The organism is Paucibacter sp. M5-1 (genome assembly GCF_027498415.2).
Lineage (GTDB): Bacteria > Pseudomonadota > Gammaproteobacteria > Burkholderiales > Burkholderiaceae_C > Roseateles_E.
Map to the genome: position 1 here is coordinate 4,448,979 of NZ_JAPZLM020000001.1, position 23,031 is coordinate 4,472,009.

Below are 23,031 nucleotides of genomic sequence, written 5' to 3' on the forward strand. Positions count from 1 at the left end.
AAGAGGCTGGTTGCGGAAGTTCACCAGCGGCTGCTTTGCGGCGGTACGGTGCCAGGCAGAGAATCCAAGGGGCTACGTACGGCGCCGCCACCCACCTTGAGGACATGGGTGTAGATCATGGTGGTCGCGACATCAGAATGACCGAGCAAGTCCTGGACTGTTCGAATGTCGTAGCCTGATTGCAGGAGATGCGTAGCGAACGAGTGCCGCAGCGTGTGCGGCGACACCGGCTTGGTCACGCCGGCGGCCTTGGCCGCGCGCTTGAACACCCGCTGGAAGGTCTGGTCATACATGTGATGCCGACGAACAATCCCGCTGCGCGGGACGACCGAGTGATGGTCCTGGGGGAACCCCAGAACCACGCCCAGGAAGCACCTGCACGCGGATACTTTCGGTCCAAGGCATCCGGCATCTCGACGCCGCCTCGCCCATCTTGTTGATCCTGCTGCCACGCGGCATGAGCCTGGGTCAGTTGCTCACGCAGACCTCGCGCAAGCGACTCCGGCAGCATCACGACCCGATCCTTCGCCCCCTTGCCCTCTCGGACGATGATGGCACCGTGCGAGAAGTCCACGTCCTTGACGCGCAAGCGCAGGCCTTCGGTGATGCGCATGCCTGTGCCGTACAGCAACTGCCCGAAGAGCTTCCACTCCGGTGCGAGGCCGGACAGCACGGCCGCCACCTCCTCGCGTGACATGACCACCGGCAGGCGTCGTTTTGGACGCGGTCGACCGATCTCCGACATCCAGGGCAGTTGAACCTCGAGCACCTTCCCATAGAGAAACAGCAGAGCCGACAGGGCTTGTCGGTGCGTGGCGGGCGCGACCTGACGCTCGCTGGCCAGCCAGGCCAGGAAAGCCTCGACATCCGCACCGCTGAGCTCGCGTGGATGGCGCAGGCCTGATGTCGGACGAAGGCTCGGACCCAGAACACATAGGCATCCTCTGTACTGCGGCTGTAGTGCAGGAAGCGGATGCGTTCGCGGACCTGGTCCAACAGCCGTGGGGACTTCAGCGGCGGAAGGTCAGCCAAGCCGAGCGCGGGGCGCAGTGCCCTGCGCTCGACCTCCCCAATCGGTGCGATAGACGCAGCATTCATGTGCAGCTCCAATGCACAAAGCTGCGGCTACGTGGGTTGCTACCGAGCAATCCAGCAGGAAATGCAGCTCAGAATCTGGGTGACGTGTCTGGCCGTTATTTAATACTGTTGTTTTGTACAGCATATGTCGCGCAAAGCTAGGCTGCAAGCCGCTTCCAGGCCAGTCGTATCGAACATGTTATGGAGACAGGGTGCCAAGTTATGCGGCATGGCTGTCCGCATATAACCAAGTTAGCCCTCAAATAGCAATGTGCTCCACATCCACAATTGCATTTTTGGTTCTTGCGATTTCGTTCGCAGTCGCGTTCGGCTACAACGCACTCGTCCAAACCAGATTCATGCGTCGCCTCGAGGAGGCGCATCCGTTGGTTTGGGTCGAGCTCGGCCAACGGAAGGTGATTACGGAGGATGCTGATCGAACGCTGGCCGCAGCCCAGTTCTACCTATTGGCTGGCGAATACAAATCAGTGAACGACTCGGTCTTGGTACGGCTTGGACAGCGGGCGGTTGCAGCGTTTTACATTGGCATTGCAGTTGCGATCGCAATGTTTATTGCCGCTGGCCTTGCTGGCGGCTCAGCGATTTCAGAGTGCAGGAGTATGTTTTGGTAGGTTTGCTAGCGGTCGTTTGTGTGCAGGTACTGAGGGCTAACCGGACGCTCGATCCGACCCGCGACGGCACGCCGCTGCAGGCCTTCATTTCATTTTTGACCTTCCGCGGCATGCCGTCGCGGTCGGCTCAGCTTCAGCGTTGGACGTCACCGGAGATGTGCCGTGTGTGCAAGCGTTGTTGAACTGGAGCTGTGGTCTCGGCCAGGGGCTTCTGCAGCGCCGTTCGACGGTAAGGTAGTCGCAGCTCGCTGCAGGAGCGCCACCGGTCTTTCGGAGGAAATTGTTCTTGGCCTCAACTTCGTGCCGGACATTGCCGATGTCGATGCCCTTCGGGCAGCAGTTGCGTCCGGTGAACTAAGGCGCGATGACTTTGCGCTCTTTTGCGAAGAACGCGGCCTCGACTTTTCCTTAGACGATGCGCAATCTGCTGCTGCGTTTCTTGCGTACGCAAAGGGTCAGCCTCTTGCTTGGCTTCACGTCCCTGCAGAGCCGGCCGGTCTCAGAATGGCGTCTGCGTTGGCCGGCTGGGCATTGCGAAACGGCATGGAACTAAAAGATGGAGCCCGCACCTATGAACCGCTTACCGAATCCCAAATCTGTGGCCTATGGGAATAGTGACGCCCAACCCTGCAATGCAGCGGACCTGCGCCAGCTACGCTGGCTGGTCCGCTGATCTTTGACGTTGGGCATCAAGCGGCCGCAATACGCTACGCACATGAATCACATCGACGCAAAGTTCAGCCCGATCAGTGACGAGGCTCGATCCGAGCTAGCGGATCTCCGCTCGTTCGTTTCAGGTCTTGTGTTGCGCTTCCTACCTGGCTGCGATCTTCTTCAAACCGCCGATGACTTTGGAACGCTGCAGCAGCTCTGTGATGTAGATGCAATGCGAGATGCGAACTACGGGGCCTGGGTTGCCGTTGGCGTTGCGTTTGGAGACGCACTCATCAGCTTTATTCCAGGTCTTGCTTGGTGCATGGAATCTGACCAATACGGTACAAATGCAGCACTACGCTTTCAGCAGTCGGGCTTGTCGATCGCAGTGCTCAGCATCTTTTGGAAGCGAGTTGAACGCGGCGAGGCGATCGATGTTCGACATCTTGCGAATGAGCTAAGCAACATCGTGGCGAATCATGATGCCCAACCCATTGCTGCAGCGGACGGCTACGCCGCCCGCTGAGCGCGCACGTTGAGCAACATGAAATCAGCGGCACCACTCGCCCTTCTTATTGGACTTGTCACGATCGGTTGCTCGGATGCCGGTAGTGTGAGCAAGTCCATTGGTCGCATCGTGCGCGAGCAGAACGCGCAGGAGTTACGGTTAACTGCGGCGACGCCGTTTCAATGGGACAAGGTCTACTTCTTTCACCCGTACACGCCTCGCTCAACGATCTGCGAATCGCTGAGCGTTCAGGTCAAGTATTGCGAGCGGATAGTTCCCAAGGAATCGAAAGACGACGGGGTCATGTCCCTGGCCTTTCTTTCAGGTGCGCGTGTCGTCCACTACGAGCTACACGCTCGTTGGAATGGCGACTTCACACCGGTGCCAGCGAATCAGGCGATTTCATCGGAGGCTGCGGTGTTTCAAGTGGTTCCATCAGGCACGGCGGTTGATGGATCGGCATGGTTGACGCTCGTGCCGAAATGACGCTCAACCCTTCACTGCAGCGGACGGCTCCGCCGCCCGCTGAGCTTTCACGTTGAGCAGCAGCCAAATGCACGTCCAAGATCCCGAGATCCTGCCCAACCTGCGCCTCTCCTGCTTCTCGGCCGTGGGCGACGGCATGCATGTGGAAGTTTCGCGGCCGGATGGTATGCCTTCACCCGACCCGCTGATGACGTTCCGGGAAGACGAAGAGTTGGGCATGCAGGTGGTCCTGCATGGATCTGACCACGACGTCGTGTTCTCGTTGGCGGAGCTGCAGCGCGCCATCGCATTCGCCGCAAGCGAAGTACATCGAGAATCGTTCTATGAATGAGGCAAGGCTATTGCTCAACCCTTTGCTGCAGCGGACGGCTACGCCGCCCGCTGAGCGCGAACGTTAGGGCTCAAGAGAAGAGACTGATGACTTCCACGAATGCGCAATCTGAGTTCTATGGAGTTCGGGTGCTGATCAAGCACCCGTCGTGGTCTGTCGCTGCAATCTCGAAGCGCCTTACCGAGGAGCCGGATTGCTCGTGGAGCGTAGGTGATCGCGGAAAGACTGAAACGATGTGGTCGCGTGAGTCCTACACAACGGGTAAGAGGTACTTCTTTGATGAGGTGCGAGACGTCCTTGATTGGATCCAAACCAAAGAGGAGTTCGCTGAGGAACTCCATGCAACGGGAGGGAGCCTGGCTGTCATCGTCAATCTGCCCGGTGCAGTGAACTTGGGCTGTACGCTTGAGCCGGAGGCTATGGGCCTGGCCGCCCAACTTCATGTGAGCGTGGGCGTAGAGGTATTTCCGAACATGAGGCATCCAGATGCGAAAAGAATTGAGCCCTAACCAGTTGCTCGAGCCGACTCGCGTCGGCAAGCCGCCGCTCGCGGCTCAGCTTCAACGTTATGTCGCTTGAATCACCGCCGCGCATTCGCGTTGACTTCAACGAACTCGTCGGCTCGGGGCTGGTGCTGCTCTCGAAGACCGATCGTGTCGAATGTGACGATGGAAGAGAAGTCATGCTGGAGGCCGGACTGGCGGTAATCGCGTTTGAGCGCAACGCGTATGGCGATGGCACAGCCGAGTACCTGTACGTTAGCGGGCATGCGGAACGGAACGATCCGACGATCAATGGTGAATGGACGCGCAACGCACTGTGGTGCTGCAGATTTGTCGGCGGTGTCCAGTCCTCGGAATCGAGAACATGAGCAAACTGACTTGGTGCCCCGTTGCGCAGCGACATAACCCTTCGCTCCAGCGGACGGCTTCGCCGTCCGCTGAGCTTGCACGTTGGGCATCATGAAAACCCACAGCACGATTGAAGAACGAGTCGAGTACGGAATCGAAGCGATTCCTGAAGACCAGATGGTGACGGTGTCGCTGCGGGACCTTAAATACGTCCACGCGCTGTTGGGAGAGTTTGTTTCGTTTTTCCATCAGTCTGCGCACACAGAGACTCTTGATCAGGTGCGCAGCTTCGTTGGGAACAAAGATGCTGGCGCGCTGCATGTGCTGTGGGAGGCCTACTATCAACGGATGAGCAGAATGGTCGCGCCGCTCGCGCTCCAGCACGATGACGGTCGCTTCGACCATCCGCTGCCACCGGACTTCTACGAGGGCCGGTCATGAGGCCCAACCTTTTGCTGCAGCGGACGGCTACGCCGCCCGCTGAGCGCGAACGTTGGGCCTCAAAAACATGAAGTGGCGCGAGCCTTGGCGTAACACGCTACGTCGACAAGAACCCTGGAAACTCGCAACGTGGGCGCACTGCCGCACTGCGATGATCTTGACAGTCGTCTTGTTCGCAATCGGCGTCTTTCGCGCCTTTACGAGCGATACGCCGCTGTCCGACTTGATTGCGCGCGCCTGGGTGGCGCCTACTTTTGGAATCGGACTGACGCTGCTACTCAGCGTCATTCATTGGTTTAGTCCTCTGACAGTGGACTCAGGCCCTCGCGGCATCGTTCGATCAAAAGGCGACGCGCTTGGTCTTGTTCCGTGGCGGTCGATTCGTTCTTATCGAATCTACGAACTGGAGGGTGAGCGCGTCCTTGAATTGTCCGTCACTTACTCGACCGAGCTTGAGCGCTTCTATCTTGCCGAGAAAGTCGATGCGACAGCAATCCTGCAAGAGTTACGGACCAATGTGCCTGTTGAGGCCCAACCGGTCATTGCAGCGGACACCTCCGTCGCCCGCTGAATTTCAACGTTAGGCCTCAATGTTCACCTTTCCCACTCTTCGCAGCACGCTGTTCTTCATGGCAGTTTGGGGTGTATTTCTTGCTGGGGCTGCCTCGGTCACAAGCCCCAGCGGTGCAACGGTTCTTAGCGGCGCACTGCTGGGTGCGTTTGCCGGTTTCGTGGAATCGCAGGCCCTTCGCGCTCTGCCAGTTGGCCTTTCAAATTCAACTGCAGACTTCCCGGCGCGTCGAAGCGCCTTCCTCGCCACGTTGCCAGGGAAGCTTTTCCTTGGCGCCCAACTGCTCAGCGTTTTAGCCTTGATTGCCATCGCCGTTTTTCAAAGGTCGACATCGGCTATTGTCGCTATTCCAGCGTTTGGCCTCGCTCGCCACGTTCTCGCCTTGTTTGCTCACACGCGCCCCAATCGGAGTAAGCGCGCCAATGAGGCCTAACCACTCCTTGCAGCCGACTCCGGCCGGCTGAACTTAAACGTTGGTCCGCCTCATTGACCTTGCCGCCCAGTCCAGCGAATCTCTAGCCCGCTGCAGGAATAATCTGAGGTGCATCTATGGAGTACAACAACGCGAAATTGCAGGATGCGGTGCTCGCGCTACTCGGTGCATTCGAGTTCGACAACGGCCGTGTCTGGAAACGATATGACTTCTCGGTCATGGACGATCTCCATAAACAAGGACTGATCACAGACCCTAGAGGGCACCGAGAGTCAGTGCACTTGACCGAAGCAGGTCGACTAAAAGCCAAGACTTTGGCCGAACAATTCTTTGGAGCTGGATCGGTTCGGTAGCAACTCTCCATGTCAGCTTCGCGGCTGGCTATCGGCCCCCGCAGATGTCTGCTCCCGCTGCACACCTTCCGCCCGCTACTACGGCGCCGGCTTCAGGCTGGTCATAGCCATCCGCTGACCACGGTCCGAGCGACCGCTGCGTTCGCCACCCGACCAGGGGCAGTCCCGCCGACCGCATCTGATCCGCTCTTTTCGGTCAGATTCTGAGCCTGGGTTTTGGGCGTTGGGCTTGGCACAGTCTGGCCTGAAAGCGAGGTCCGATCATGAGTCCGTTCCGGTATGTGCGAATGGTGTTGTGGAGCTTCATCGGCATTGGCGGCGGTGCACCACGCCGGGAGCTGGCCGAGGCGAAGCCGCTGGCGCTGATCGGCGTGGCCGTGCTGCTGGCCGCACTGTTCGGGCTGACGCTCTGGGGGCTGGCGAACCTGGCAGTCTCCGCATGGGAATAGCAGCCACGAAGCGCCTGCTTCCTTCTTGCCCGTCTTCTGCGCGATGAAGATCTTCGCCATCAAGTGGCATTGCGACCAAGAGAAGAAGAAAGAGAAGAAGAAATAGCGAAAGCGGCGGACCGTGCGCGTCGAGCTCGGGCGTGACAAGCCGGGGCAACTTCCGCTCCTGCCCGGGGCCGTGGCATGCGGCTAGAGGAGAATCACGGTCTGGACTGCCCGATGGGCGAGACAGCCTCTCCCTCTCTACGGCTGCTGCCGTCAGATCGCTCATGACCGACGCCCTTCTTCAATACACGACCTTGCCGCAGTGGCCCAAGGCTTACCCGGCCAGCGGCGCCAGCGCCACGCTGAAATTCCTCAACGAAGATTTCATCGTGACCGAGCTGCCGCTGCAGCTGCCCTCCGGTGCGGGCGAACACATCTGGCTGGACATCGAAAAGAACGGTGCCAACACCGCCTTCATCGCCAAAGCGCTGGCCGAGGCCGCTGGCGTGCAGGAATGGGACGTGGGCTATGCCGGCCTCAAGGACCGCTACGCCATCACCCGTCAGTGGTTCAGCATCTATCTGCCGAAGGGCGAGACGCCCGACCTGACCCTGCTTCAGCACCCGGAATTCAAGGTGCTGAGTCAGAGCCGGCACGTGAAAAAGCTGCGCCCCGGTGATCTGCAGGGCAACCGGTTCCGCATCGTGCTGCGTGAGGTGAGTGGCGACCCCAATGCCATTCAGGCCATCGAGGCCAATCTTCAGGCCGCTGCGGCGCGTGGCGTGCCCAACTACTTCGGCGCTCAGCGTTTCGGCCATGACGGCGGCAACATCGAGCAGGGCCGGGCCATGCTGGCGCGTGAGATCCGTGTGCGCAACCCGAAGAAAAAGGGCCTCTACCTGTCGGCGCTGCGCTCCTTCGTTTTCAATGAGGTGCTGGCGCTGCGCATCCAGCAGGGGCTCTGGGGCCAGACCTTGCCCGGTGATGTGATGGACGAGGCGGGACTGCCCACCGGACCGCTCTGGGGACGGGGCCGCGTGATCACCACCGATCAGGCGCAGGCCCTGGAAATGGGCGTGGCCGAACGTCACGCCGGCTTGTGCAACGGCATGGAGCACGCCGGTCTGGACCAGGAACGCCGCGCCCTGGTGGCCAGACCGGTGGACCTGTCATGGGAATGGCCGCAAGCCGATCAACTGCTGCTCACCTTCTCTTTGCCCGCCGGGACTTACGCCACGTCCGTGCTGAACGAAATCCTCCACACCACGGAGCCTGAGCGGCACACCGAGTCTGCGGCTGCCGAATGACGGTGCCCTCACGGGGTTCGGCCGCTCATACCTTGGCGAGGAAGGCCGCCGCATCACCCGCTTCACATTTCCAGTCTGCGAAGACCCCGACCAGATTGCATTCCACGCAGTGGCAAGCGATGTAGTACCAGCGCACGTCATGTGTGCCCTCGTAGACGCAGACGCCGGACATCAGCTCGAACACCTCGTTCTCGCACACGCACTCGTGCGTCTCGGGCACGGCTTCTTCAACGTAGTCCGCGCTGTCGCCCATCAGGTGTTCCTGCCCGCAGTCGGTGCAGGTGCGGATGGCCACGCCGGCTGCTTCATCGGTCTGCAGCGCGAAGGTCCGGCACCCGCAATCGCATTTGGACGCGGCAAAACGGACGGCTTCATGGCGATTCGCAATGCTGTAGCTGCGCAGCTCGGCTTGGGTGTCGCCGGACGTCGTCCCGTACCAGAACTCGCCCTTCTTCGTCAGTGCCATTGATGCTGCTCCATTCTTCAAGGTGGGCTTCCCGGCAGGCCTGAGGCCAGGCTCGCCCCGATCATCCGGATTTTGCCTGGAGGCCCGGCGAATCGTCGTCCAGGGCCTCGCCACGGGTGGCGGCCGTCCGAAACTGACATGGGCTGAAGCGGGGGCCCTGCCTGAAGGTCGGCAGAAGAACCCGCACGCGTTAGTCTCTTCCCGCTGCAAAACCGTCCCGCAGCTCTGCAGCGACGGTGCACTCACCGATGGCGCAGCGCCGCGATCAGCCCGTCGCAGGCTGCTTCCACCAAATCCAGCACCTCCTCGAACCCTGTGTCGCCGCCGTAGTAGGGGTCGGGCACATGAGGGCTGCCGGCGAGCGGGGCGTAGTCCATCAGCAGCTTCAACCGGTGCCGCTGGGCCGGCGGGCACAGGCGCTCGGCGAGGGCGAGGTTGTCGCCGTCCATCGCCAGCACGAGGTCGAAGTGCTCGAAGTCTGCCGCGACGAGTTGGCGGGCACGCAGCGCGCCCAGCTCATAGCCGCGTCGTGCGGCATGCTGCTGGCTGCGCGGGTCGGGCGGCGCGCCGATGTGATAGCCATGGGTGCCGGCGGAGTCCACCTCGATGTCCAGGCTTGCTGCCGCCAGCTTGGCGCGCATCACGCCCTCGGCGGTGGGGCTGCGGCAGATATTGCCCATGCAGAAAAAGAGGATGCGGTGAACGGACATCGGCAGGCCCCAGAAATGAAGTCTCAGGGCGCCGATTGTCCCTGGCTCACCCGTGCGGGCGAGCCTCACCGTTTTTTCTTCAGGGTGGGGGGCTTAGAAGCGCCAGCCCAGACCGACGCCGACCAGCAGCGGGTCGACCTTGAACTTGCCGGCCGACTGGCCGTGCGAGTAGACGGTGGTGTCGATCTGCACCTTTTTGACGTCGACGTTCAGGTAGAGGTTTTTGGCCAGCTCGATATCGGCGCCGACCTGCAGCGACAGGCCGTAGCTGTTCTTCTTGACGCTGGGGGCCAGCGCGGTGACCACGGCCGGCGCGAAGTTGACGCTGGAGAAGCGGGTGTAATTCAGGCCGGCGCCGATATAGGGGCGAAAGCTCGCGGTGGGTGCGAAGTGGTACTGCAGGCTCAAGGTCGGCGGCAGATGCTTGAGCGAGCCGATCTTGGCGCCACCGGCCTTCAGGTCGTGCTTTTGCGGATAGGTCAGGACCAGCTCGGCCGCGATATTGGGCGTGAAGAAATAGCTGATGTCGAGCTCGGGAATGGTCTTGTTGTTGATCGCCAGGCCCAGGCCGGTGCTGTCCTTATTGGCCGCGTCGAGATGCACGGCACGCACACGCACCAGCCAGGGCTCTTGCACGGCCTGGGCCTGGGCGGTGCCGGCCAGGCTGAGAGCGGCGAGGGTGGCGAGGACGAACTTCTTGGACGACATGTCAATAACTCCTTGTTGATGAGGCCTGCGTGGCCCCGATGAAGCTATTGGAGGCGTCTGCCCCGGCTCGACCCTTGATCTGACGCAAGCGAAAAAAAGCCCTCGCGAGGAGGGCCGGTGGAGTTTGCGCTGGCTCAAGCTTGTCAGCCGAGTCTGAGGCGTTTGCACAACTCCAGGGTCAGCGCCGACTGGTTCAGCGTATAGAAGTGGATGGCCGGCACGCCACCGGCAATCAGGCGCTCGCAGACCCGGGTCATCACATCCAGGCCGAAGGCGCGGATCGAGGCCGCGTCGTCCATATAGCCTTCCATCTTCAGCGCCACCCAGCGCGGGATCTCGATGCCGTCGCGCTGGGCGAACTGGGCGATGCGGGCGTAGTTGTGGAAGGGCATGATGCCCGGGATGATGGGGGCGTCCACACCCAGGGCCCGCACCTCGTCCACGAAGTTGAAATAGGCGTCGGGGTTGAAGAAGAACTGCGTGATCGCGGCGCTGGCGCCGGCGCGCATCTTGTCGGCGAAGTGCTGCAGATCGCGCGCCGCGTAGCGCTGCTGCGGGTGGTACTCGGGATAGGCCGCGACCTCGATCTTCCAGTCCGGTCCCTGGGTCTCGCGGATGAAGCGCACCAGCTCGGCCGCATAGCGGAACTCGCCGGCCGTGGCCGTGCCGCTGGGCAGGTCGCCGCGCAGCGCGACCACGCGGCGAATGTTCTGGGCCCGGTAGGTGGCCAGGATCTCGGCAATGTTCTCGCGCGTCGAGCCGACGCAGCTCAGATGCGGCGCGGCCTCATGGCCCATCGCCGCGATGTCCATCACGGTGGCCAGGGTCTTGTCGCGGGTGGAGCCGCCGGCGCCATAGGTGACGCTGAAGTACTGCGGCTGCAGGACGCTCAAGTCCTGCACCACGGTCTTCAGCTTCTCGGCGCCCACCGGCGTGTTGGGCGGGAAGAATTCGAAACTGACAGCGGTCGTCATGGTTGTTGTGCCCACAAGAAGAACTCTTTATTGCCATCACCCCCGGTGATGGCGCTCTCGAAATAGCCGCGCACCTGCCAGCCCAGCGCCGCTGCGGCCTCGCGCGCCCGGGTCTCCAGCAGCGGGTACTGGGCCGCATCGCGCACCAGGCCGCCGCGGCCCAGGGCCTTGGGCCCCAGCTCGAACTGCGGCTTGATCAGCAGCAAGACCTGACCCCCCGGCGCCAGCCAGGGCGCCAGGCGCGGCAGCTCGCCCAGCATTGAGATGAAGCTCAGGTCGCCGACGATCAGCGCAAAGCGCTGCGCCGGCTGGTACTGCCGCACATGCATGCCCTCGATGGCCTGCACTCGCGGGTCGCCCGCCAGGCCGGCATGCAGCTGGCCATGGCCGACATCGATGCCGACCACCTGCGCGGCGCCGCCTTTGAGCAGACAGTCGGTGAAGCCGCCGGTGCTCTGGCCGATGTCCAGCACAGTCAGCCCGCTGAGGGCCAGCCCGCTGGTCTTCAGCGCGCCTTCGAGCTTGAGCCCGCCGCGCGAGACATAGCGCAGCTCCGCGTCATCGGTGATGCGGAACTGCGCCGTCTCGGGGATGTCCTCGCCGGCCTTGCGGATGGCGACCCAGCCCTTGACGGAGGCCCATTCGGCCGCGCCGTTCTCGATCAGCCGCTGGGCGGCCGAGCGCGTCGGCGCCAGGCCTTGGGCGACGAGCAACTGATCCGCACGCATCGGCTCTCAGTAGCGGTAGGTGTCGGGCTTGAACGGGCCTTGCTTGGGCACGCCGATATAGGCGGCCTGCTCGTCCGTCAGCTCGCTGAGCTGGGCATTCAGCGTGACCAGCTGCAGGCGCGCGACCTTCTCGTCCAGGTGCTTGGGCAGCACATAGACCTTGCCGATGTCATAGGCGTCCTTGTGGGCGAACAGCTCGATCTGGGCGATGGTCTGATTCGCGAACGAGGAGCTCATCACATAGCTCGGGTGGCCCGTGCCGCAGCCCAGGTTCACCAGGCGGCCCTTGGCCAGCAGGATGATGCGCTTGCCGTCCGGGAAGATGACGTGATCGACCTGGGGCTTGATCTCTTCCCACTCGTACTTCTCGATCGAGGCGATGTCGATCTCGTTGTCGAAGTGGCCGATATTGCAGACGATGGCGTTGTGCTTCATCGCGGCCATGTGCTCGTGGCGGATCACACCCTTGTTGCCGGTCGTCGTCACGAAGATGTCGGCCTTGTCGGCGGCATATTCCATCGTCACGACGCGGTAGCCTTCCATCGCGGCCTGCAGCGCGCAGATCGGGTCGATCTCGGTGACCCAGACCTGGGCCGACAGCGCCCGCATGGCCTGGGCCGAGCCCTTGCCCACATCGCCATAGCCGGCGATCACGGCGATCTTGCCGGCGATCATCACGTCGGTGGCGCGCTTGATGCCGTCCACCAGCGACTCACGGCAGCCGTAGAGGTTGTCGAACTTGCTCTTGGTGACCGAGTCGTTGACATTGATCGCGCGGAACAGCAGCGAGCCCTTGGCGCTCATCTCCTTCAGGCGGTGCACGCCGGTGGTGGTTTCCTCGGTCACGCCGATGATCTCGGCGCTCTTGCGGGTGTACCAGGTGGGGTCCTGGGCGATCTTGGCCTTGATCGCGGCGAACAGGATGCGCTCCTCCTCGCTGCCCGGCTTGGCCAGCACCGACAGATCCTTCTCGGCCTTCTGGCCCAGGTGCATCAGCAGCGTCGCGTCGCCGCCATCGTCCAGGATCATGTTCGGGCCTTCGCCGGCCGTGCCCTTGGCGCCGAAGTCAAAGATGCGATGGGTGTAGTCCCAGTAGTCCTCCAGCGTCTCGCCCTTGTAGGCAAACACCGGCGTGCCGGCCGCCACCAGCGCGGCGGCGGCGTGGTCCTGGGTCGAGAAGATATTGCAGGAGGCCCAGCGCACCTCGGCGCCCAGCGCCTGCAGGGTCTCGACCAGCACGCCGGTCTGGATGGTCATGTGCAGGGAGCCGGTGATGCGCGCGCCCTTGAGCGGCTGGCTGGCGGCGTATTCCTTGCGGATGGCCATCAGCGCGGGCATCTCGCTCTCGGCGATGCTCAGTTCCTTGCGGCCCCAGGCGGCCAGGCTCAGGTCGGCGATATGGTATTGGTCAGCGGACAGCGTCGTCATTGCAAAAGCTCCTTCATGTTTGAAGCCGCAATGCCGGTGGGACGTCAGAGTCAAAAAACGGTCACCCACGCGAGACATTGCGGGTGAGCGCGGTTGCAGTGGTCTGAAGATCAACGCTTCAAGACAATCCGAGCCTGGCCTCAATGGGAGCTGAGGTTGCAACGCTCCTCGGAAGGCTCGAATTCTAGCCGCAAGCCGCACGGCTCTGGTGTGGAATAGCGCCGGGATTGACGACAATCCCGGCCCATGCAGCCTTTGAATCTTTGCCCCCCGGCGGCCTTGCGTGCCGTGCGCGGCGTGCTCACCGACATCGACGACACCCTGACCGCCGACGGCGCGATCGCTCCCGAGGCCTTGCGGGCGCTGCACGAGCTGCGCGCCGCCGGCCTGCCGGTCATCGCGATCACCGGCCGCCCGGCCGGCTGGAGCGAGCCCTTCGCGCTGGCTTGGCCGGTGGCCGCCATCGTGGCCGAGAACGGCTCGGTGATGTTGCGCAATGAGAGCGGCGCGCTGCGCCGCGATTTCAGTCAGGACGAGGCGACGCGCAGCGCCAACTTCGCCCGGCTGCAGGCCTGTGCGGCCGAGGTGCTGGCGCGCGTGCCGGGTGCCCGCCTGGCGACCGACAGCCCGGGGCGGCTGACCGATATCGCGATCGACCACAGCGAGTTCGCCCATCTGGCGCCGGCCCAGATCGCGCAGGCCTGCGCGGTGATGCGCGAGCATGGGCTGACCGCCACCGTCAGCTCCATCCACATCAACGGCTGGATCGGCGAGCACAGCAAATGGACCGCCGCTCAATGGGCGGTGCCGACCGCGCTGGGCCTGGACTTCGACGCGGGCGACTGGGTCTATGTCGGTGACTCGACCAATGACCAGCTGATGTTCGAGCGTGTGCCGCTGTCGGTCGGGGTGGCCAATATCGCGCGCTTCGTGCCGCAACTGCAGCGCTTGCCGGCCTATGTCACCGACGCCGAGCGCGGCCAGGGCTTCGCGGAGCTGGCTGCGGCCCTGCTGGCGGCGCACGGCGGATCCGGCCGATGAGTCACCGCCATCGTCTGCTGCTGGTCGAGGATGATGTCAAGCTGGCGGGCCTGATCGCCAGCTTCCTCGGCCAGCATGGTTTCGAGCTGCTGCTGGAGGAGCGCGGCGACCGCGCACTGGCCCGTTTCGAGCGCGAGCGCCCGGACCTGGTGCTGTTGGACCTGATGCTGCCGGGCCTGGACGGTCTGGCCGTGTGCCGAGAACTGCGCCGTCTGAAGGCCGACGTGCCGCTGCTGATGCTGACCGCGCGCGATGCGCTGGCAGACCAGGTGCTGGGCCTGGAGTCCGGTGCCGACGACTATGTACTCAAGCCGGTGGAGCCGATGCTGCTGCTGGCCCGCTTGCGCGCGCTGCTGCGTCGCCGCAGTGCCGACGCGGCAACCGTGCCGGCACCGCTGCGTCTGCTGGATGGAGCGCTGTCCCTGTGCGCGGCACGGCGCGAGGCCCATCTGGCCGACACGCCCCTGTTGCTCAGCACCCAGGAGTTCGAAATGCTGTGGGTGCTGGGCCGGCGCGCCGGCCAGGTGGTCTCGCGCGACGAGCTGCTGCAGGCGCTGCGCGGCCTGGAGTTCGATGGCCTGGACCGCAGCGTCGACCTCTGCATCAGCCGGCTGCGCCGCAAGCTGGGCGACACCGCACGCACACCGGCGCTGATCAAGACGGTCTGGGGCCGCGGCTACCTGCTGGTACCCTGAGTCGACACCATGCTGCGTTTCTACCTGCGCCTGTTGCTGCTGTTGCTGCTGGTCGGGGTGCTGGCCGTCTGGGGCGTTGGCCAGTGGTCGGAACGCCATTTCGGCCCCAGCACCCAGACCTATTTCCATGAGCTGACGCGCGGCATGGTCTACGAGCTGCGCGAGCGCCTGGCGCCGCTGCCGCCGGCGCAGCGCGGCGCCGCGCTGGCCGCGCTGCAGCCGCATCACGGCTGGCATCTGAGCCTGCGCCGCGGCGCGCCGGATGGGCTGCAGCCGGCCGAGCTGGCGAGCCTGGCGGTCGCTGGCTTTGTGGCACGCCAGGACTATGAGCTGCTGTTGATCCCGCTGGATGCAGACCGGACCGGCGACTGGCTGGAGCTGCGCTGGCCGACCGAGAAGGGGCCGGACAGCGGCATCTACCTGCTGCTGATCATCGTGCCTATCGTGCTCTCGACGGCCCTGGCCCTGCTGCTCTGGTCCGGCCTGCTGTGGCGCGATCTGCGCCGGCTGAGGCAGCAGTCGCAGCGCCTGGCCGATGGCGCGCTGGGCAGCCAGGTGAGCTTGTCGCGCTATTCCGAGCTGCGCGGTCTGGGCGAGCAGTTCAACACCATGAGCCGCGCGATGGCCGCGATGGTGGAGCAGCAGCGCGCGTTGACGCGTGCGGTCTCGCACGAACTGCGCACCCCGGTGGCGCGGCTGCTGTTCGAGCTGCAGCTGCTGCGTCAGGCGAGCGACGTGGCGCAACGCGAGGCCTTGATCGATGCGCTGCATGCCGATGTGGGCGAGCTCGACCGCCTGATCACCGAGTTGCTGAGCCTGGCCCAGCTGGAGCAGCGCGAGCAGGGCCCCGCGCCGAGCCGGCTGCTCGCCGGGCCCTGGTTGCAGGCCCTGCTGGCGCAGAGCGAGCGCGAGGCCGGGCGGCCCGAGCTGCGGTTCGAGCTGGCCTTGCCGCCGCAGGCGACCGAGCTGCTGCTGCACGAGCGCCTGCTCAAGCAGGCGCTGCTGAATCTGCTGCGCAATGCGACGCGGCATGCACGTTCGCAGGTCTGCCTGCGCCTGGAGACCCTGGACCAGGGCTGGCGCCTGAGCGTCGAGGACGACGGGCCAGGCATCCCGGCCGAGGCGCGCGAGCGCGTGCTGCAGCCCTTTGTGCGTCTGGACGAGGTCCGTGACCGCGCCAGCGGCGGCGTTGGCCTGGGGCTGTCGATCGCGCTGCGCGTTGCCCTGTGGCACGAGGGGCGGCTCTGGGTTGACAGCTCGGCCCTGGGCGGGGCGGCGCTGCGCCTGGAATGGCCGCAGCTGCCGGGCCGCTGATCCGGCCCGCCCGGCAACTGACGGCTACAACTTTCTACAGTCTCACCACAAGCCCTGCCGGACCTGCGGCGGCGCGCTTCCTAGCATGGACGCCAGTGTTCTCCACCGGTTCGCCATGCCCTCTCAAGACCTGACCCTCCCCCTGCCAGCCGGCTAGTGCCGCGCGGCCCGCCCGCGCCCTCCTGATCCTCTGCCATCCCGACCCGCTCCAGGCGGCGTCCCGGGAGGGGCTGTCTCACGCCCATTTTTCTTCTACGCGCCGATGTTCTCTCGTCATTCCTCGCTCTCCGTTCGTCATGCCTGCGCGGCCGCTGTCCTGTTCGCGCTGGGCGCCACTGCGGCGCAAGCCGACTCCGCTTACAGCCTGCACCTGGCTCAGGGCAAGACGTATCAACGCCTGACCCTCAACTGGGAAAGCCCCGTGCTGTGGTCGCGGCCGCTGGGCGAAACGGGACGGCTGGAGCTGGCGATGGAGCTGGGCCTGTCGGCCTGGCAGGCCGATGCCGGCCGTGAGCCGCGCCGGCTGGCCCAGTTCAGTGCGGTGCCGCTGTGGCGCTGGTGGCCCAGCCAGGAGGCCCGCTGGTTCGTCGAGGCCGGCGTCGGCCCCAGCCTGCTGAGCAGCAGCCGTTTTGCGGACCGCCGGCTGAGCACGGCCTTCCAGTTTGCCGATCATCTGGGCCTGGGCTACGCGATCGACCGGGACACCCGGCTGGGACTGCGGGGCTCGCACTTCTCCAATGCCAGCATCAAGCGGCCGAATCCGGGCCTGGACATCTACCAGCTGACGCTATGGCGCCGCTTCTGACGCTCAAGGCACCAAGCCGCCCCAGGCCGTGTTGCCGCGCTGCTCCAGCGTGTCCATCTGCATCTCGAAGCTGAAGAAGCGGTTGCGCCCGCGCGACTTGGCCGCGTAGAGCGCGTCGTCGGCGCGGCGCAGCAGGCCTTCCAGGGTCGTGCTCTCGTCGGGCGTGCAGGTGGTGATGCCGCCCGACAGGGTCACATAGGGCGCGACGGCCGAATCCGGATGCGGCATCGCGGTCAGCGCCAAGGTGCGCAGCACCGCGCGCGCAAACGTCATCGCGCCGGAGCGTGGCGTGCCGGGCAGTATGAGTCCGAACTCCTCGCCGCCATAGCGGGCCGCGCAGTCGCGCGGGCGCCGGCAGGTCTCCTGCAGCAGCGCCGCCATGCGCTGCAAGCAGGCATCGCCCTCGACATGGCCGAGCCGGTCGTTATAGCCCTTGAAATGATCGATATCGCAGAGCACCAAGGTCAGCGGCTGCTGGTCGCGCCGGGCGCAGAGGATCTCGTGCTGCAGCCGCATATCGAAAGCGCGGCGATTCGGCAGCCGGGTCAGCGCGTCCTCGTTGCTGAGCCTGGTCAGCTGCTCATTGGCCAGGCGCAGCTCGTCCGAGAGCTCGATCAGCCGGGTCTGCATGCGGCGCAGGCGCTGCATCGCGCGCAGCTTGGCCTGCAGCACCGTGGTGGACACCGGCTTGACCAGGTAGTCGTCGCCGCCAGACTCGATGCCCTGCCAGAGGTCCTGGTCCTGGTCGCGGCTGGACAGGAAGATGATAGGCGTCCAGCCACCGGCCTCGCTGGCGCGCAGCTGGCTGGCCACCCAGTAGCCGTCATGGCCGGGCATCTCGACGTCCAGCAGCACCAGATCAGGCCGGCTGCTCTGAAATAGCGCCAGCGCACTGTCGCCGGAATCGGCCTCCATCACCCGATGGCCGGCGGCGCTGAGCTGGGCCGTCAGGACCTTGCGCGTCGAGGCCTGGTCGTCGACCACCAGGATTTGCAGCGGAGGCAAAGAGGAGGGCAGCATGGGGTGCCGGACCGGGGGCGTCGAATTGACGCTAGGCCATTATGTTGCCCTCTGTTACAGCCGCCTCAAGGGTTTGTGCGTAGCTTGTTTTCGAAGCGCTTCAGCGGGGGGTGTCGCCGGTCTTCGGTGCCAGGCATTGGGCGTGGGCCTTCCAGCGTGGTTTCGCGCATTGCGTCTGCATGCAGCGGTAGAGCGCGAAGTCGCTGCGTTTGCCGCAGTTGCTGCGCGGCGTTTCGGCGGAGCGGCGGGTCGGCGAGCTGCCTGGCTGGCTGGCGGCGCTCGCCGGCGGCGCTGACGAGGGCCCGGCGGCGGTGGGTTCGATGGGCAGCGGCTCGGACGGGGTGCCGGCTTCGGCGGGCGCCGAGCGCGCCAGCAGCTCCTCGGCTCGGCGCAGGTCGGCCTCGATGCGGGCGCGTCGGGCCGCTGTGGCGTCGGTGCCGGTATCTGCATCGGTGCTGCGGGCCGCGCCGCTGGCCGCCGCGTCGATGAACGCCGGCAGGGCGGCCATCGGTGCTTCCATCCGGCCGGCCTGCCAGAGACCCGCAGCCAGTGCTGCCAGCATCCCGAGCGCGGCCAGGGCCGCGACGCGCCGGGCCGGCGCCCGCCGCGCCCGGGGGGCTGTGTCGCGGACCTCGGGTCGGACCGGCGGCACGGATTCGGGCCGGGGCGGCACGGTGTTCGCGCGTCTGAGCTGCGCCAGGAATTCCGGCGACAGAAAGGCGTTGGCATCGTCCGGCGCAGCGCTGACTGGGGCCATCGCTACCGCCTCCTCGGCGGCGCGGCGCTCGGCCGGCGGACCGCCGAGCAGCCAGGCCCGGTACTGCGCGACGCCAGCGGGCCTCTCCTGGGGCCAGCCCGAGGTGGCGGCGTCCAGCGTATGCAGCAGCGGCAGGCTGTAGCGCGGGCGCGCATCGCTGGTGACGCAGCGCTCGATCAGCGCCGCCGTCGCTTCCCGGGGCTCGCCGCTTGGGCGCGCCGACGGCGGCATCGCGCCGCTGATGCAAAACCTCACAACTTCGCTGAGCGCGAACAGATCGAAGGCCGGATTCTGCGGTGCGCCGGGTGGGCTGCCCGGCTGCTCGGGCGGTGCAAAGCCGGCCAGCGCATCGGTCCGGGGGCTGCTGCCCAGGTCCAGCGCCAGCGTTGCGGCGGCCCAGTCGGGGCCCAGCAACAGCGGCCTGTCATCGCCCAGCAGCAGGATGCTGCCGGGATGGATGCCGCCGTGGGTCCGGCCCGTGCGGTGGAAGGCATCGAGCGCGCCGAGCAGATCGTCGAGCAGGGCCAGCAGCGAGGCCTCGTCGGGCGGGCCCGGCATATCGCGGCGCAGATCGAGCAGGGTCTGGCCGCCGCGATAGGGCATGGCGCGATAGACGGTGCCGCGTGCCTGCCACAGGCGTATCACCTGGACCAGGGCCGCATGCTGGCAGCGCGCCAGCATGCGCGCTTCATCGACAAAGGCGGCCAGGCCACGCTGATAGGCCGCCGCGTGACGGTCCTCCACGCAGGCGACGAGGCCCGCGCCATCGCGCCGTGCCAGCGCGGCGGGGAAATACTCCATCAGGACCACGGTCAGCCCCAGCTCCAGATCGGTCGCCAGATAGCTCAGCGAGGAGCCGCTGGCGGCGATCAGGCCATGCAGCTCGTAGCCGTCGAGCCTGTGGCCGCTGGGCAGCACCTGGTCGGCGTTTGGCAGTGCCGCAGGGCGGGCGGCGTCGGGCTGTGGGGCGGGCGAAGTCATGCGCGGGCGGAGGGTGTCGGGCTGACACAGCTTAACGAGAGCCGGGGCCGAGCTTGTACGCAGTTGTTGCGCGGCGGGGCAGCGCCGGTCACAAAAAAGCCACCTGGTGGTGGCTTCGGGTAAGGGGTTTCGCCTTACAGGCCGGCGGCCGCGCGCAGCGTCGCCGCCTTGTCGGTGCGCTCCCAGGTGAACTCGGGCTCCTCGCGGCCGAAGTGGCCGTAGGCGGCGGTCTTCGAGTAGATCGGGCGCAGCAGGTCCAGCATCTGGATGATGCCCTTGGGCCGCAGGTCGAAATGCTCCTGCACCAGCGCGGCGATCTTGTCGTCCGAGATCACGCCGGTGCCCTCGGTGTAGACCGTGACATTCATCGGCCGGGCCACGCCGATCGCGTAGGCGACCTGGATCTGGCACTGGCGTGCCAGGCCGGCGGCGACGATGTTCTTGGCCACATAGCGGGCCGCGTAAGCAGCCGAGCGGTCGACCTTGCTCGGGTCCTTGCCGGAGAACGCGCCGCCGCCATGCGGGCAGGCGCCGCCATAGGTGTCCACGATGATCTTGCGGCCGGTCAGGCCGCAATCGCCCTGCGGGCCGCCGATGACGAAGCGCCCGGTCGGGTTGATCAGGTACTTGGTGTCGGCCGTGATCCATTCCTTGGGCAGCACCGGCTTGATGATCTCCTCGCGCACCGCCTCGTAGAACTCGGGCTTCATCTTGTCGCCCAGGCTCCACTCGGGCGCGTGCTGGGTCGACAGCACGACGGTGTCGATGCTGTGCGGCTTGCCGTCCACATAGCGCATCGTCACCTGGCTTTTCGCGTCCGGGCGCAGATAAGGCAGGCGGCCGTCCTTGCGCAGCTGGGCCTGGCGTTCGACCAGACGGTGGGCGTAGTAGATCGGCGCGGGCATCAGCTCGGGCGTCTCGTCGCAGGCATAGCCGAACATCAGGCCCTGGTCGCCGGCGCCGATGTTCAGATGGTCGTCGGAGGCGTGGTCGACGCCCTGGGCGATGTCATTGCTCTGCTTGTCATAGGCCACCAGCACCGCACAGCCCTTGTAGTCGATGCCGTACTCGGTGTTGTCGTAGCCGATGCGCTTGATCGTGTCGCGCGCCACCTGGATGTAGTCCACATGGGCATTGGTCGTGATCTCGCCGGCCAGCACCACCAGGCCGGTGTTGCACAGGGTCTCGGCGGCCACGCGCGAACGCGGGTCCTGTTCGAAGATGGCGTCAAGAATTGCGTCCGAGATCTGGTCGGCCACCTTGTCAGGATGTCCTTCGGAGACGGATTCCGAAGTAAAGAGAAAATCGCTGTTCGCCACTTGTATGCTCCTAGTCGTCAGTCGGTCGGCGTTGCCGTGCTGTCGGGAGACGCGGCGAACGCTTTAGCGGCATTTATTGAGCATGACAGCCCGGCGGGGTTTTCAATGGCTTGATAAACACCCGCATCGCCCCGCAAGTTGTCCAAATTAACTCGGCGATGAGCCGATTATAGAAACACAAATGTCCCTGTTGCTGCGCTTGCTCTCCCGCTGCCCTTTGTGGCTGCTGCATGGCCTGGGCGCCATTGTTGGTTGGCTCAGCTGGGCGCTGTCACCCAGCTATCGCGCCCGCTTCAAGGCCAATGTGCAGACCGCCGGTCTGCGCTGGGCCCAGGCGCGGCCGGCTGTCGCGCACGCCGGCCGCATGATCGGCGAGCTGCCCTGGCTGTGGCTGCGGCCGCACGACCAGGCCCTGGGCGCGCGGGTGCGGCTGGAGGGCCGCGAGCATGTCGAGGCGGCGCTGGCCCAGGGTCATGGCCTGATCCTGCTGACCCCGCATATGGGTTGTTTCGAGGTCACGGCCCAGGCCTATGCCGAGGCCTACGGCGCGCGTGCGCCGATCACGGTGCTGTTCCGCCCGGCGCGCAAGGCCTGGATGCGCGAGCTGCTGGATGGCACGCGCGAGCGCCCGGGTCTGGCCACCGCACCGGCCAGCCTGGCCGGCGTGCGCCAGATGCTGCGGGCGCTGCGCCAGGGGCAGACGGTGGGCCTGCTGCCCGACCAGGTGCCGCCCGAGGGGCTGGGCGTATGGGCCCCGTTCTTCGGCCGCCCGGCCTACACGATGACCCTGGCGGCCAAGCTGAGCCTGCAAAGCGGTGCGCCCATCCTGCTGATCTGGGGTGAGCGCCTGAGCGGCGGGCGCGGCTATGTGGTGCGCATCAGTCCGGGTCCGAGCCTGCCGGCCGATTCCACGCCAGAATCCGCTGCCGCCATCATCAACAAGTCCATGGAAGACCTGATCCTGCTCGCGCCCCAGCAATACCTGTGGGGCTATCACCGCTACAAGAATCCGCGCGGCCTGGACCTGGGGCGGGGCGCTTGATGCTGGGCCGCCTGTCCGCCCATCTCTTCATCGGGCTCTTGTGGCTCTTGCATTTCCTGCCGCTGGGCCTGCTGGCGGCGCTGGGCCGGGGCCTGGGCTGGCTGCTCTGGCATGCGGCCGGCTCGCGGCGCAAGGTGGCGCTGCGCAATCTGGAGCTGTGCTTTCCCGAGCAGACGCTGGCGCAGCGCGAGCGCCTGGCGCGCGAGCATTTCGGCTGGCTGGGTCGCAGCTTTCTGGAGCGCGGCCTGCTGTGGTTTGCGCCGGCCGAGCGCTTGCAGAGGCTGGTGCGCGTCAAGGGCAATATCAAGCTGGCCGAGCAGGGTGGGGCGCCGGTGATGTGGCTGCTGCCGCATTTCGTCGGCCTCGAATGGTCGGGCCCGGCGCTGATGCTGAACCAGACAAGCCCCGGCGTCGATATGTACCAGGCGCAGAGCAACCCAGTCTTTGATGCCCGCATGCTGGCCGGGCGCTCGCGCTTCGGCACCACCGCCTTCGTCCAGCGCAGCGAGGGCATACGCCCGGTGCTGCGCCTGATCCGCCAGGGCTATGCCTATCTGAACGCGCCGGACATGGACTTCGGCGAGCGCGAGTCGGCCTTCGTGCCCTTTTTCGGCGTGCCGGCCTCGACCCTGCTGGCTCCCTCGCGGCTGGCGCGCAGCATGCAGATGCGGGTCCAGCCCATTGTCGTGACCATGCTGCCGGGCGGCCAGGGCTACGAGGTCGAGGCCGGCGAGCCGCTGGCCGGCTACCCCAGCGACGACCCCGAGGCCGACGCGTTCAGGCTCAACCAGTGGCTGGAGGCCCGCATCCGCGAGCGGCCGGCCCAGTATCTGTGGGTGCACAAGCGCTTCAAGACCCGGCCCGAGGGCGAGCCGGGCCTGTACTGAGCGCCCCCAAACCTGCCGCTGCGCGTCAGGCCCCCCGAGGGGGGTCAAGCAAACTCGGGAGCGGCCCTTCGTTCACTT

27 protein-coding genes, 1 pseudogene and 1 riboswitch are annotated in these 23,031 nt (G+C 65.4%); of the genes and pseudogenes, 18 read left to right on the plus strand and 10 right to left on the minus strand.

Going from position 1 to position 23,031, the window contains the following annotated elements; genetic code table 11:
* Window positions 1-20: 20 nt before the first annotated feature.
* Window positions 21-1,098: pseudogene (locus O5M90_RS21120) on the minus strand (integron integrase).
* Between the two features lie 248 nt (window positions 1,099-1,346).
* Here O5M90_RS21120 and O5M90_RS21125 point away from each other — a divergent pair.
* The 12 genes from O5M90_RS21125 to truD all read left to right on the plus strand — a co-directional run bounded on the left by O5M90_RS21125 (window position 1,347) and on the right by truD (window position 8,078).
* Window positions 1,347-1,709: a hypothetical protein gene (locus O5M90_RS21125; protein WP_269838187.1), complete on the plus strand. Its 363-nt coding sequence runs from the start codon at window positions 1,347-1,349 to the stop codon at window positions 1,707-1,709.
* A gap of 715 nt (window positions 1,710-2,424) precedes the next feature.
* A complete protein-coding gene (locus tag O5M90_RS21130; RefSeq protein ID WP_269838186.1) occupies window positions 2,425-2,889 on the plus strand; it encodes a DUF3806 domain-containing protein in 465 nt (154 codons plus the stop codon).
* Between the two features lie 9 nt (window positions 2,890-2,898).
* Complete coding sequence (locus O5M90_RS21135; RefSeq protein WP_269838185.1) at window positions 2,899-3,357, plus strand: hypothetical protein; 459 nt, start codon at window positions 2,899-2,901, stop codon at window positions 3,355-3,357.
* 52 nt (window positions 3,358-3,409) lie between these two features.
* Entirely contained in the window at window positions 3,410-3,688 is a 279-nt protein-coding gene (locus tag O5M90_RS21140; RefSeq protein WP_269838184.1) for a hypothetical protein, read from the plus strand.
* Window positions 3,689-3,774: 86 nt separating this feature from the next.
* Window positions 3,775-4,197 (plus strand): hypothetical protein, encoded by a 423-nt coding sequence (locus O5M90_RS21145; protein WP_440402318.1) that lies wholly within the window; start codon window positions 3,775-3,777, stop codon window positions 4,195-4,197.
* 59 nt (window positions 4,198-4,256) lie between these two features.
* Window positions 4,257-4,559, plus strand: coding sequence for a hypothetical protein (locus O5M90_RS21150; RefSeq protein WP_269838182.1), 303 nt, complete (start codon window positions 4,257-4,259; stop codon window positions 4,557-4,559).
* Between the two features lie 91 nt (window positions 4,560-4,650).
* Window positions 4,651-4,980, plus strand: coding sequence for a hypothetical protein (locus O5M90_RS21155; protein WP_269838181.1), 330 nt, complete (start codon window positions 4,651-4,653; stop codon window positions 4,978-4,980).
* Between the two features lie 151 nt (window positions 4,981-5,131).
* Complete coding sequence (locus O5M90_RS21160) at window positions 5,132-5,551, plus strand: hypothetical protein (protein ID WP_269838180.1); 420 nt, start codon at window positions 5,132-5,134, stop codon at window positions 5,549-5,551.
* Between the two features lie 19 nt (window positions 5,552-5,570).
* Window positions 5,571-5,984 carry a hypothetical protein gene (locus O5M90_RS21165; protein ID WP_269838179.1) on the plus strand — a complete coding sequence of 138 codons (414 nt, stop codon included), beginning with the start codon at window positions 5,571-5,573 and terminating at the stop codon, window positions 5,982-5,984.
* Between the two features lie 116 nt (window positions 5,985-6,100).
* Window positions 6,101-6,337, plus strand: a complete 237-nt coding sequence (locus O5M90_RS21170; protein WP_269838178.1) for a DUF6429 family protein — start codon at window positions 6,101-6,103, stop codon at window positions 6,335-6,337.
* A 263-nt stretch (window positions 6,338-6,600) separates the two neighbouring features.
* On the plus strand, window positions 6,601-6,786 hold the full coding sequence (locus O5M90_RS21175; RefSeq protein WP_269838177.1) for a DUF2970 domain-containing protein: 186 nt from the start codon (window positions 6,601-6,603) through the stop codon (window positions 6,784-6,786).
* Window positions 6,787-7,055: 269 nt separating this feature from the next.
* Window positions 7,056-8,078 (plus strand): tRNA pseudouridine(13) synthase TruD, encoded by a 1,023-nt coding sequence (gene truD, locus O5M90_RS21180; protein ID WP_269838176.1) that lies wholly within the window; start codon window positions 7,056-7,058, stop codon window positions 8,076-8,078.
* Between the two features lie 25 nt (window positions 8,079-8,103).
* Here the strand turns inward: truD and O5M90_RS21185 are convergent, their stop codons facing one another.
* The 6 genes from O5M90_RS21185 to ahcY all read right to left on the minus strand — a co-directional run bounded on the left by O5M90_RS21185 (window position 8,104) and on the right by ahcY (window position 13,092).
* Complete coding sequence (locus tag O5M90_RS21185; protein WP_269838175.1) at window positions 8,104-8,544, minus strand: hypothetical protein; 441 nt, start codon at window positions 8,542-8,544, stop codon at window positions 8,104-8,106.
* Window positions 8,545-8,786: 242 nt separating this feature from the next.
* Window positions 8,787-9,254 carry a low molecular weight protein-tyrosine-phosphatase gene (locus O5M90_RS21190; protein WP_269838174.1) on the minus strand — a complete coding sequence of 156 codons (468 nt, stop codon included), beginning with the start codon at window positions 9,252-9,254 and terminating at the stop codon, window positions 8,787-8,789.
* A gap of 93 nt (window positions 9,255-9,347) precedes the next feature.
* The gene (locus O5M90_RS21195; protein WP_269838173.1) at window positions 9,348-9,962 is read right to left on the minus strand and encodes an OmpW/AlkL family protein; all 615 of its coding nucleotides are present in this window, start codon (window positions 9,960-9,962) and stop codon (window positions 9,348-9,350) included.
* Window positions 9,963-10,105: 143 nt separating this feature from the next.
* Window positions 10,106-10,936 carry a methylenetetrahydrofolate reductase [NAD(P)H] gene (metF, locus tag O5M90_RS21200; RefSeq protein ID WP_137944640.1) on the minus strand — a complete coding sequence of 277 codons (831 nt, stop codon included), beginning with the start codon at window positions 10,934-10,936 and terminating at the stop codon, window positions 10,106-10,108.
* Window positions 10,933-11,664 (minus strand): TlyA family RNA methyltransferase, encoded by a 732-nt coding sequence (locus O5M90_RS21205; protein ID WP_269838172.1) that lies wholly within the window; start codon window positions 11,662-11,664, stop codon window positions 10,933-10,935. The genes metF and O5M90_RS21205 overlap by 4 nt, the downstream gene beginning before the upstream one ends.
* Before the next feature lie 6 nt (window positions 11,665-11,670).
* Complete coding sequence (gene ahcY / locus O5M90_RS21210; RefSeq protein WP_137944638.1) at window positions 11,671-13,092, minus strand: adenosylhomocysteinase; 1,422 nt, start codon at window positions 13,090-13,092, stop codon at window positions 11,671-11,673.
* Window positions 13,093-13,170: 78 nt separating this feature from the next.
* Window positions 13,171-13,268, minus strand: a riboswitch (S-adenosyl-L-homocysteine riboswitch).
* A gap of 70 nt (window positions 13,269-13,338) precedes the next feature.
* On the opposite strand from ahcY, the gene O5M90_RS21215 reads away from it, so the two are divergent.
* From O5M90_RS21215 to O5M90_RS21230, 4 genes are all read left to right on the plus strand, one after another.
* Complete coding sequence (locus O5M90_RS21215) at window positions 13,339-14,133, plus strand: HAD-IIB family hydrolase (protein ID WP_137944637.1); 795 nt, start codon at window positions 13,339-13,341, stop codon at window positions 14,131-14,133.
* Complete coding sequence (locus tag O5M90_RS21220) at window positions 14,130-14,828, plus strand: response regulator (RefSeq protein WP_269838171.1); 699 nt, start codon at window positions 14,130-14,132, stop codon at window positions 14,826-14,828. Before O5M90_RS21215 ends, O5M90_RS21220 begins: the two co-directional genes overlap by 4 nt.
* 9 nt (window positions 14,829-14,837) lie before the next feature.
* Window positions 14,838-16,142, plus strand: a complete 1,305-nt coding sequence (locus O5M90_RS21225; RefSeq protein WP_269838170.1) for an ATP-binding protein — start codon at window positions 14,838-14,840, stop codon at window positions 16,140-16,142.
* A gap of 262 nt (window positions 16,143-16,404) precedes the next feature.
* On the plus strand, window positions 16,405-16,947 hold the full coding sequence (locus O5M90_RS21230; RefSeq protein ID WP_269838169.1) for an acyloxyacyl hydrolase: 543 nt from the start codon (window positions 16,405-16,407) through the stop codon (window positions 16,945-16,947).
* Window positions 16,948-16,950: 3 nt separating this feature from the next.
* Here the strand turns inward: O5M90_RS21230 and O5M90_RS21235 are convergent, their stop codons facing one another.
* From O5M90_RS21235 to metK, 3 genes are all read right to left on the minus strand, one after another.
* Window positions 16,951-17,967: a GGDEF domain-containing response regulator gene (locus O5M90_RS21235; RefSeq protein WP_137944633.1), complete on the minus strand. Its 1,017-nt coding sequence runs from the start codon at window positions 17,965-17,967 to the stop codon at window positions 16,951-16,953.
* 100 nt (window positions 17,968-18,067) lie between these two features.
* Entirely contained in the window at window positions 18,068-19,705 is a 1,638-nt protein-coding gene (locus tag O5M90_RS21240) for a hypothetical protein (RefSeq protein WP_440402320.1), read from the minus strand.
* A 134-nt stretch (window positions 19,706-19,839) separates the two neighbouring features.
* Window positions 19,840-21,024: a methionine adenosyltransferase gene (gene metK, locus O5M90_RS21245; protein WP_269838167.1), complete on the minus strand. Its 1,185-nt coding sequence runs from the start codon at window positions 21,022-21,024 to the stop codon at window positions 19,840-19,842.
* A gap of 181 nt (window positions 21,025-21,205) precedes the next feature.
* Between metK and O5M90_RS21250 the strand changes: the two genes are divergently transcribed.
* Window positions 21,206-22,066, plus strand: coding sequence for a lysophospholipid acyltransferase family protein (locus tag O5M90_RS21250; RefSeq protein ID WP_269838166.1), 861 nt, complete (start codon window positions 21,206-21,208; stop codon window positions 22,064-22,066).
* Complete coding sequence (locus O5M90_RS21255; RefSeq protein ID WP_269838165.1) at window positions 22,066-22,953, plus strand: LpxL/LpxP family acyltransferase; 888 nt, start codon at window positions 22,066-22,068, stop codon at window positions 22,951-22,953. The genes O5M90_RS21250 and O5M90_RS21255 overlap by 1 nt, the downstream gene beginning before the upstream one ends.
* Window positions 22,954-23,031: the final 78 nt, after the last annotated feature.

Bases quoted from the DNA above. Each gene is read 5' to 3' on its own strand.
- metF (WP_137944640.1), bottom strand. From the start codon at position 10,936: ATGACGACCGCTGTCAGTTTCGAATTCTTCCCGCCCAACACGCCGGTG.
- O5M90_RS21255 (WP_269838165.1), top strand. From the start codon at position 22,066: ATGCTGGGCCGCCTGTCCGCCCATCTCTTCATCGGGCTCTTGTGGCTC.
- O5M90_RS21125 (WP_269838187.1), top strand. From the start codon at position 1,347: ATGTGCTCCACATCCACAATTGCATTTTTGGTTCTTGCGATTTCGTTC.
- O5M90_RS21190 (WP_269838174.1), bottom strand. From the start codon at position 9,254: ATGTCCGTTCACCGCATCCTCTTTTTCTGCATGGGCAATATCTGCCGC.
- O5M90_RS21215 (WP_137944637.1), top strand. From the start codon at position 13,339: ATGCAGCCTTTGAATCTTTGCCCCCCGGCGGCCTTGCGTGCCGTGCGC.
- O5M90_RS21130 (WP_269838186.1), top strand. From the start codon at position 2,425: ATGAATCACATCGACGCAAAGTTCAGCCCGATCAGTGACGAGGCTCGA.
- O5M90_RS21145 (WP_440402318.1), top strand. From the start codon at position 3,775: ATGACTTCCACGAATGCGCAATCTGAGTTCTATGGAGTTCGGGTGCTG.
- O5M90_RS21230 (WP_269838169.1), top strand. From the start codon at position 16,405: ATGTTCTCTCGTCATTCCTCGCTCTCCGTTCGTCATGCCTGCGCGGCC.
- O5M90_RS21250 (WP_269838166.1), top strand. From the start codon at position 21,206: ATGTCCCTGTTGCTGCGCTTGCTCTCCCGCTGCCCTTTGTGGCTGCTG.
- O5M90_RS21220 (WP_269838171.1), top strand. From the start codon at position 14,130: ATGAGTCACCGCCATCGTCTGCTGCTGGTCGAGGATGATGTCAAGCTG.
- O5M90_RS21165 (WP_269838179.1), top strand. From the start codon at position 5,571: ATGTTCACCTTTCCCACTCTTCGCAGCACGCTGTTCTTCATGGCAGTT.
- ahcY (WP_137944638.1), bottom strand. From the start codon at position 13,092: ATGACGACGCTGTCCGCTGACCAATACCATATCGCCGACCTGAGCCTG.
- O5M90_RS21195 (WP_269838173.1), bottom strand. From the start codon at position 9,962: ATGTCGTCCAAGAAGTTCGTCCTCGCCACCCTCGCCGCTCTCAGCCTG.
- O5M90_RS21185 (WP_269838175.1), bottom strand. From the start codon at position 8,544: ATGGCACTGACGAAGAAGGGCGAGTTCTGGTACGGGACGACGTCCGGC.
- O5M90_RS21160 (WP_269838180.1), top strand. From the start codon at position 5,132: ATGATCTTGACAGTCGTCTTGTTCGCAATCGGCGTCTTTCGCGCCTTT.
- O5M90_RS21150 (WP_269838182.1), top strand. From the start codon at position 4,257: ATGTCGCTTGAATCACCGCCGCGCATTCGCGTTGACTTCAACGAACTC.
- O5M90_RS21225 (WP_269838170.1), top strand. From the start codon at position 14,838: ATGCTGCGTTTCTACCTGCGCCTGTTGCTGCTGTTGCTGCTGGTCGGG.
- O5M90_RS21240 (WP_440402320.1), bottom strand. From the start codon at position 19,705: ATGACTTCGCCCGCCCCACAGCCCGACGCCGCCCGCCCTGCGGCACTG.
- O5M90_RS21235 (WP_137944633.1), bottom strand. From the start codon at position 17,967: ATGCTGCCCTCCTCTTTGCCTCCGCTGCAAATCCTGGTGGTCGACGAC.
- truD (WP_269838176.1), top strand. From the start codon at position 7,056: ATGACCGACGCCCTTCTTCAATACACGACCTTGCCGCAGTGGCCCAAG.
- O5M90_RS21170 (WP_269838178.1), top strand. From the start codon at position 6,101: ATGGAGTACAACAACGCGAAATTGCAGGATGCGGTGCTCGCGCTACTC.
- O5M90_RS21155 (WP_269838181.1), top strand. From the start codon at position 4,651: ATGAAAACCCACAGCACGATTGAAGAACGAGTCGAGTACGGAATCGAA.
- O5M90_RS21175 (WP_269838177.1), top strand. From the start codon at position 6,601: ATGAGTCCGTTCCGGTATGTGCGAATGGTGTTGTGGAGCTTCATCGGC.
- O5M90_RS21205 (WP_269838172.1), bottom strand. From the start codon at position 11,664: ATGCGTGCGGATCAGTTGCTCGTCGCCCAAGGCCTGGCGCCGACGCGC.